This is a genomic window from Pseudomonas sp. Pseusp3, from assembly GCF_047304225.1.
Lineage (GTDB): Bacteria > Pseudomonadota > Gammaproteobacteria > Pseudomonadales > Pseudomonadaceae > Aquipseudomonas > Aquipseudomonas fluorescens_CD.
In genome coordinates, this window is record NZ_JBGLYV010000176.1 from 1 (window position 1) to 7,142 (window position 7,142).

Consider the following 7,142-nt stretch of genomic DNA (forward strand, 5'->3'; position numbering starts at 1 on the left):
TGCCCCCGGATGAATGCCGGAGCGAAGGAACCCCGAGCCCTGGCGAGGGGCCGGACGTTCGGGGCGAGCGTTTTTTTTGCTTACTTTTTTTGAGGCGTTTGTCAAAAAAAGTGAGTCGCCGTAAGGGCGAAACCATAAGTGGCCGTTACCGCAGAAACGGATATGTACACAGTCAACCAAGGCCTAGTCCCCTCGGACGATGTTCAAGACCAGAGCCAGAGCAAGAATCCATCGCACCCACCCCAACAAAAAAAGGCCCAGTGCGATGAACGACGCCAACCTCAAAGCCGACATGCTCCAGGCCATGCGCCGCCTGGCCAAGTCAGTCACCATTATCAGCACCAGCAACGGCTCCGAACGCTTCGCCATGGCCGCCACCGCGGTCGACTCACTGAGCACCGAACCGCCATCGCTGCTGATCTGCGTCAACAAGACCGCCTCGCCCCACGCCGCACTGGCGACCGGCGCGGACTTCTGCGTCAACATCCTCGGCGTCGAGCAACAAGACCTCGCACACCTGTGCAGCGGCGCGATCAAAGGCGAAGCGCGCTTCGACCGTGGCAACTGGCTGACCAGCCCCGGCGGCATTCCTTACCTGGGTGACGCGCAGTCGGCGATCCTCTGCCGTCAGGACGGCCACTTCAGCTACGGCACCCACACCGTATTCATCGGGCGCATCCTGCAGATCCACACCAGCGACGCCATCACCCCTCTGGTCTATCTCGACGGCAGCTACACCACCACCGCCAAACCCATCCCCTCCTTCGCTGTCGCCGGCTGAGGCCTGGGCATGGACGGCATGAACGGGTTGACGGCGTTGCGAGTAAACAGCGCCGACCAGTTGCCATGGGATGACCGCTGCGATTTGCTGGTGGTCGGTTTCGGCGGTGCCGGCGCCTGTGCCGCGATCGAAGCGGCCAGTCGAGGCCTCTCGGTGCTGGCCCTGGACCGTTTCGAAGGAGGCGGCGCCACCGCACTCAGCGGTGGCGTTGTTTATGCCGGAGGTGGCACACCGTATCAGCGCCAGGCCGGTTATGAAGACACCAGCGACGCCATGTTCAATTACCTGCGTCAGGAAGTGGGCGAGGCTGTCAGTGGTGAAACCCTGAGGGACTTCTGCGAAGGCAGCCGCGAGCAACTGGCCTGGCTGGAGCGGCAGGGCGCAACCTTCGAAGCCAGCGTGCCGCCGCATAAAACCTCGTACCCGAGTGACCAGTACTACCTCTATTACTCCGGCAACGAAGCCGTACCGGCCTATGCCGCGAGCGCCAAACCGGCACCCCGTGGCCACCGCACCAAAGGTCCGGGCATGTCCGGCGCCAGTCTGTTCGCCCCGCTCAAGGCCAGCGCCTTGCGTCACGGCGCACGCCTGCGCAGCCAGTGCGAAGTGCGGCGGTTGGTGCTCGACCGCGACGACAAGGTCATCGGTGTCGAAGCCTGGCAGTTGCCTTCCGGCAGCCGCGCGGCCCGGCAGCATGCGCGTCTGTCGCGCTGGGCCGCTGCCATTCATATGTACGCTCCGGCGTTGGCCGACCGCTTGCGCGCCCGTCAGCGTCGCATCGAACAGACCAGCGCCATTCGCCAATTGATTCGCGCCGAACAGGCGGTGCTGCTGAGCAGCGGCGGTTTTATCTTCAATCGCGATCTGGTGCGCCAACACGCGCCGCAGTACCTGGCCGGTTTGCCGCTGGGCGCCACCGGGTGCAATGGCAGCGGCATCGCCCTGGGCCAGAGTGCCGGAGGCAGCGTGGCGCGGATGGACAAGGTCAGCGCCTGGCGTTTCATCAACCCGCCATTGGCCTGGGCCCGCGGGCTGATCGTCAATGCCCGTGGACAGCGCTACGCCAACGAAGAAATCTACGGAGCGACCCTCGGCCACGCCATGGTCGAAGAACAGGACGGCCGGGCCATTCTGATTCTCAATCGGGCGCTGGTTCGAGAAGCACTCAGTCAGGTCGGCCCGGGCAAGGTGTGGAATTTCCAGCGCCTGCCGGTGCTGCTCAACCTGCTGTTCAACGCCAAACGCAGCACCAGCCTGGCCGGGTTAGCCAAACGCTGCAACCTGCCGCCGGAGCTGCTGCGCCAGAGCGTCGAACGTTATAGCCGCGCGGCGCGGGGCGAACTGGCGGACGAGTTCGGCAAGTCCTCGGCGATGCTCGCCAACCTCGACCAGGGTCCGTGGTACGCCCTCGACCTGTCCTTCACCAGCCGCCTGTTCCCCTGCCCGGTCATCACCCTGGGCGGGCTGAAGGTCTGCGAGGCCAGCGGTCGGGTGCTGGACCACGCCGGTCAGCCGATCCATGGCCTGTACAGCGCCGGACGCAACGCGGTCGGTGTCGCCTCCAACCTGTATGTCTCCGGCCTGTCCCTGGCCGATTGCATCTATTCCGGTCGCCGGGCTGCCGCCCACGTGGCCGACCAATTCGCACTTCAAACCGCACGATCAGGAGAACAACAATGCAACGTGTAGAAGGCAAAGTCTGCATCATCACCGGCGCCGCCAGCGGCATCGGTCGCGAAGACGCCCTGCTGCTGGCCAGCGAAGGCGCCAAAGTGGTACTCACCGACCTCAACGAAGAAGCCGGTCGCCAGGTCGCCGCGGAAATCGGCGCCAACGCGCTGTTCATCCGCCACGACATCGCCAGCGAAAGCGATTGGCAGAACGTGGTGAAAACTACTGTTGAACACTTCGGCCGTCTCGACGTGCTGGTCAACAACGCCGCGATCCTGGCCCTGGGCAGCATCGAGGACACCACGCTGGAGCTGTGGCAGAAGGTGCAGAAGATCAACGGCGACGGTTACTTCCTCGGCTGCAAATACGCGATCCAGGCCATGAAGGAAACCGGTGGCGGTTCGATCATCAACATGTCGTCGGTCGCGGCGCTGGGCGCGATGCCGATGTTCTGCGCCTACTCGGCGTCCAAGGGCGCGGTGGCGGCGATGACCCGCTCCATTGCCCTGCACTGCAAGCAGCAGGGCTACCGCATCCGTTGCAACAGCGTGCACCCGGACGGCGTGAACACGCCGATGACCCAGGCTCTGGCCGGTGGCCAGGCGATCCCGCAGGAAGTGCTGGACCAGGACCCGATGAACCGCATGGCCGCGCCACGGGACATTGCCAACGTGGTGCTGTTCCTCGCCACCGACGAGTCGCGGTTCGTCAACGGTGCCGAGATCCGCGTCGACAACGCGCAGTTGATCAGCGGGCTCTGAGGTCGAGGTGAACATGGGCACGCAACAACAGAACCTGACCCCGGCCGAACACACGACGGCAAGTGTCTCATTGCAAGTGTGTGCGGTGATCGACGAGACCGCTGACGCGCGCTCGCTGGTGCTGGATATACCGCCAGACCTGCGTGAGCGCTTTCGCTACAAACCGGGCCAGTTCCTGAGTTTTCGCGTGCCCTTGGCCGGCAAACTGTTGACCCGCTGCTATTCCATGGCCAGCTCGCCCCTCGCGGACGCGCTGCCCAAGGTCACGGTGAAACGGGTCGACGGCGGCCGGGTGTCGAACTGGATGAACGAGGTGCAGGTCGGCGACTGGCTGGAGGTGCTGCCACCGGCCGGGCTGTTCTGCCTGGACCCGCAGCAGTCGGCGGACACCGAAAAGCCCTTGGTCCTGTTCGGGGGCGGTTCGGGCATCACCCCGGTGTTTTCCATTCTCAAATCGGTGCTGCACAGCAGCCGGCGACCGATCAAGTTGATCTACGCCAACCGCGATGAAACGTCGGTGATTTTCAAGGACGAGCTGTGCCGGTTGATCAAGGCGCATCCTGATCAACTGCACGTAGTGCACGTCCTCGATTCGGTGCAGGGTTTTCTGACGGACCACCAGGTCCGTCATCTGCTGCGCGGATCGGCCGGCGGCGACTACTTCATCTGCGGGCCGGGACCGTTCATGGACACCGTGGAGCGCACCCTGCTGGCATTGGGCGAGGCCGCCGACCGCATCCATGTCGAACGTTTCGTTTCACCACCGGACCCGGATGAACTGCTGGCCGAAGAAGCCCTCGCTCGCGAGGCAGCGATGGGGTCGCAGTGCGAAGCGCTGATCGTGGAACTCGACGGCCAGCAACACGAAATTGCCTGCCAACCCGGCGATACCCTCCTGCAAAGCTGCAAGGCGGCGGGCCTGGACGTGCCGTCCTCCTGTGAAGAGGGCTTTTGCGGGGCGTGCATGTGCGTGGTCAAGGAAGGTGAAGTCCAGTTGGCGCGCAACGACGTCTTGACCCCAAAGGAGCTGGCCGAAGGCTGGACCCTGGCCTGCCAGAGCCGCCCGACCGGGGCGAAGGTACGCCTTAAATTCCCGGATTGAGACCCGCCCCTCCTGTAGGAGCGAGCTTGCTCGCGATGGTCGTCAACGATAACGCGGGGTATCTGAATGCCCGCGTTGTCAGGGCGTTTTTCGCGAGCAAGCTCGCTCCTACAGGTGGGCGTGATCAAAGGCGCTCCGTCGCCTTAGTCTCAACGGACGATCACTCGGGCCGAGGCTGCGGTTAGACTCGGCCACAGCATTAGCCCACAACAATAAAGAGGTGCAGTTATGGCTCGTTTGCAGAATAAGGTCGCGGTGGTCACCGGCGGCGCTTCGGGTATTGGTCTGGCCTGCGTGCGCCGTTTCGCGGCCGAAGGCGCGCAAGTGGTCGGGCTGGACATCGGCAGCGCACCGGCGGACTTTCCCGGCCTGTTCATGACCCTGGATGTGCGCGACGAAGCGCAGGTGCAGCAGGTCATGCAAGAAGTCATCAGCCGCTTCGGGCGCATCGATGTACTGGTCAACGCCGCCGGCGTCGCCGACCAGGGCAGCGTGACCCAGACCACCACCGCCAACTGGCAACGGGTGATGGACATCAACCTGACCGGCAGCATGCTCACCAGCAAGTACGCGCTGGAGTCGATGGTGTCGCAACGCGGCGGCTCGATCATCAACGTCGGTTCGATCTTCGGTCTGCAAGGCTGCGACGGCAACGTGGCCTACAACGTGTCCAAGGGCGGCATCAACCAGCTGACCCGCTCGATGGCCATCGACTACGGCTACGCCAACATTCGCGTCAACGGCCTGTGCCCGGGCCTGATCGAAACGCCGATGACCAGCATGGTTCGTGACAATGACGCGTTCCACGCCTTCTTCGCTTCGCAGCACATGCTCAGCCGCTCCGGGCAACCGGAAGAAGTGGCCAACGTCGCGCTGTTCCTGGCGTCCGACGAAGCCTCCTTTGTCAGCGGCCAGATGATTGCCGTGGACGGTGGCTTCTCCGCCGGTCGCCGTTTCGCCCCGCCCGCCCAGTAATTCGCAATCCGGCCGGGCGCCCTGCCCGGCCTACTCCCTTTTTCGCAACTGTCTTCTAACCGGGGAGGCCCCATGCCGCCTGTCGCCACCGCACTGACCATCGCTCAACTGTTCGCCAACGCTGCCCAGGCCTACGGCGACCGCCCGGCCATCGAGGACGCGGGCCACATCATCAGCTACCGACAACTCGATCAACTGCGCCGCCAGGCGGCCCGAGCGCTGCTGGCCCTCGACGTACAGGTCGGGGACCGCGTGGCAATCTGGGCACCCAACGTATGGGAATGGATCGTCGCCGCCGGCGCCCTGCAAAGTGTCGGCGCCGCCCTGGTGCCGCTCAACACCCGGATGAAGGGCAGCGAGGCCGGCTACATCCTGCGCGAAAGCGGCACCTGCGTGCTGTTTGCCATCGGCGAATTCCTCGGCGCGGACTACCCCGGCATGCTCGCGTCGGAAGACCTGCCTGAGCTGCGCCACATCGTCAGCCTGCGCGGCACCCGTTCAGGCACCCTGGCGTGGGAGCGGTTTATGGATCTGGCGACCGACGTGCCGCAACTGGCCTTGCGCACCCGCGAACAAAGCGTTGGCCCGCAGGCCTTGTCCGACGTGCTGTTTACCTCCGGCACCACCGGCAAACCCAAAGGCGTGATGACCAGTCACGGCCAGAACCTGCGTATCGTGCGCGACTGGAGCGATATCGTCGGTTTGCGCGAGAGCGATCGCTACCTGATCGTCAACCCGTTCTTCCATTCCTTCGGCTACAAGGCCGGCTGGCTGGCAGCGCTGATGCGTGGCTGCACCCTCCTGCCGCAGCAAGTGTTCGACGTGCAGGCCGTGCTTGAATGCGTGCAGCGTGAACGCATCACCGTGTTGCCCGGGCCACCGACGCTGTATCAATCGTTGCTGGCCCATCCGCAACGCAACGATTTCGACCTGGGCTCCTTGCGCGTGGCGGTGACCGGGGCGGCGGCGATTCCGGTGGAGATGATCCACCGCATGCGCGACGAACTCGGATTTGCCACCATCGTCACCGCGTATGGCCTGACGGAAGTCTGCGGTTTCGCCACGATCTGCCGCTCCGGCGACTCCGCGGAACTCGTCGCCAACACCAGTGGCCGGGCGATGCCAGGAGTGGAAGTGCGCTGTGTCGGCGGCAGCGGTCGCAGCCAGCCGGCGAACATCCCCGGTGAAGTGCAGATCCGCGGCTACAACCTGATGCAGGGCTATCTCAACAATCCCGAAGCCAGCCAGGAAATACTCGACGCCGACGGCTGGCTGCATACCGGCGACATCGGCATGCTCGACGAACAGGGTTACTTGCGCATCACCGACCGCCTCAAGGACATGTTCATCACCGGTGGTTTCAACGTGTACCCGGCGGAAATCGAACAGTGCCTGCTGACCTATCCGGGCGTGGCCCAGGCAGCGGTGATCGGTATTCCTGACGAGCGTCTGGGTGAGGTGGCGATGGCGTTCCTGCTGCCTGCGCCGGGAGCGGAAATCGAACAGGCGCGGTTCCTCGCCTGGTGCCGTGAGCAGATGGCCAACTACAAGGTTCCGCGCCGGGTGCAGGTGTTGCAGAGCATGCCGATCAATGCGGCAGGGAAAGTGACCAAGAATGTGCTGCGCGAGTGGGCACTGCAGCCAGCCGACTAAACGCAATCCCTGTAGGAGCGAGCTTGCTCGCGATGGTGTGTCAGTCGACATCAATGCAACTGATAGACCATCGCGAGCAGGCTAGCTCCTACAATGTTCGAGGGTGTACACAAATTTCCCGCCCGACACAGTTCAACTGTGGGAGCGGGCTTGCTCGCGAAGGCGCAGTGTCAGCCAACATCAATGCCGGATGTACCGA

6 protein-coding genes are annotated in these 7,142 nt (G+C 64.0%); all 6 read left to right on the forward strand.

The window, feature by feature from the left end:
- The first annotated feature begins 265 nt into the window (after positions 1-265).
- The 6 genes from ACCD00_RS29750 to ACCD00_RS29775 all read left to right on the forward strand — a co-directional run bounded on the left by ACCD00_RS29750 (position 266) and on the right by ACCD00_RS29775 (position 6,943).
- On the forward strand, positions 266-781 hold the full coding sequence (locus tag ACCD00_RS29750; RefSeq protein ID WP_413428784.1) for a flavin reductase family protein: 516 nt from the start codon (positions 266-268) through the stop codon (positions 779-781).
- Positions 782-790: 9 nt separating this feature from the next.
- Entirely contained in the window at positions 791-2,470 is a 1,680-nt protein-coding gene (locus ACCD00_RS29755; RefSeq protein ID WP_413428785.1) for an FAD-binding protein, read from the forward strand.
- Positions 2,458-3,213 (forward strand): glucose 1-dehydrogenase, encoded by a 756-nt coding sequence (locus tag ACCD00_RS29760; protein ID WP_413428786.1) that lies wholly within the window; start codon positions 2,458-2,460, stop codon positions 3,211-3,213. Before ACCD00_RS29755 ends, ACCD00_RS29760 begins: the two co-directional genes overlap by 13 nt.
- 13 nt (positions 3,214-3,226) lie before the next feature.
- Positions 3,227-4,315, forward strand: a complete 1,089-nt coding sequence (locus ACCD00_RS29765; RefSeq protein ID WP_413428787.1) for a 2Fe-2S iron-sulfur cluster-binding protein — start codon at positions 3,227-3,229, stop codon at positions 4,313-4,315.
- 228 nt (positions 4,316-4,543) lie between these two features.
- On the forward strand, positions 4,544-5,290 hold the full coding sequence (locus ACCD00_RS29770; protein WP_322615449.1) for an SDR family oxidoreductase: 747 nt from the start codon (positions 4,544-4,546) through the stop codon (positions 5,288-5,290).
- A 72-nt stretch (positions 5,291-5,362) separates the two neighbouring features.
- Entirely contained in the window at positions 5,363-6,943 is a 1,581-nt protein-coding gene (locus ACCD00_RS29775) for a FadD3 family acyl-CoA ligase (RefSeq protein ID WP_413428788.1), read from the forward strand.
- The last annotated feature ends 199 nt before the right edge of the window (positions 6,944-7,142 follow it).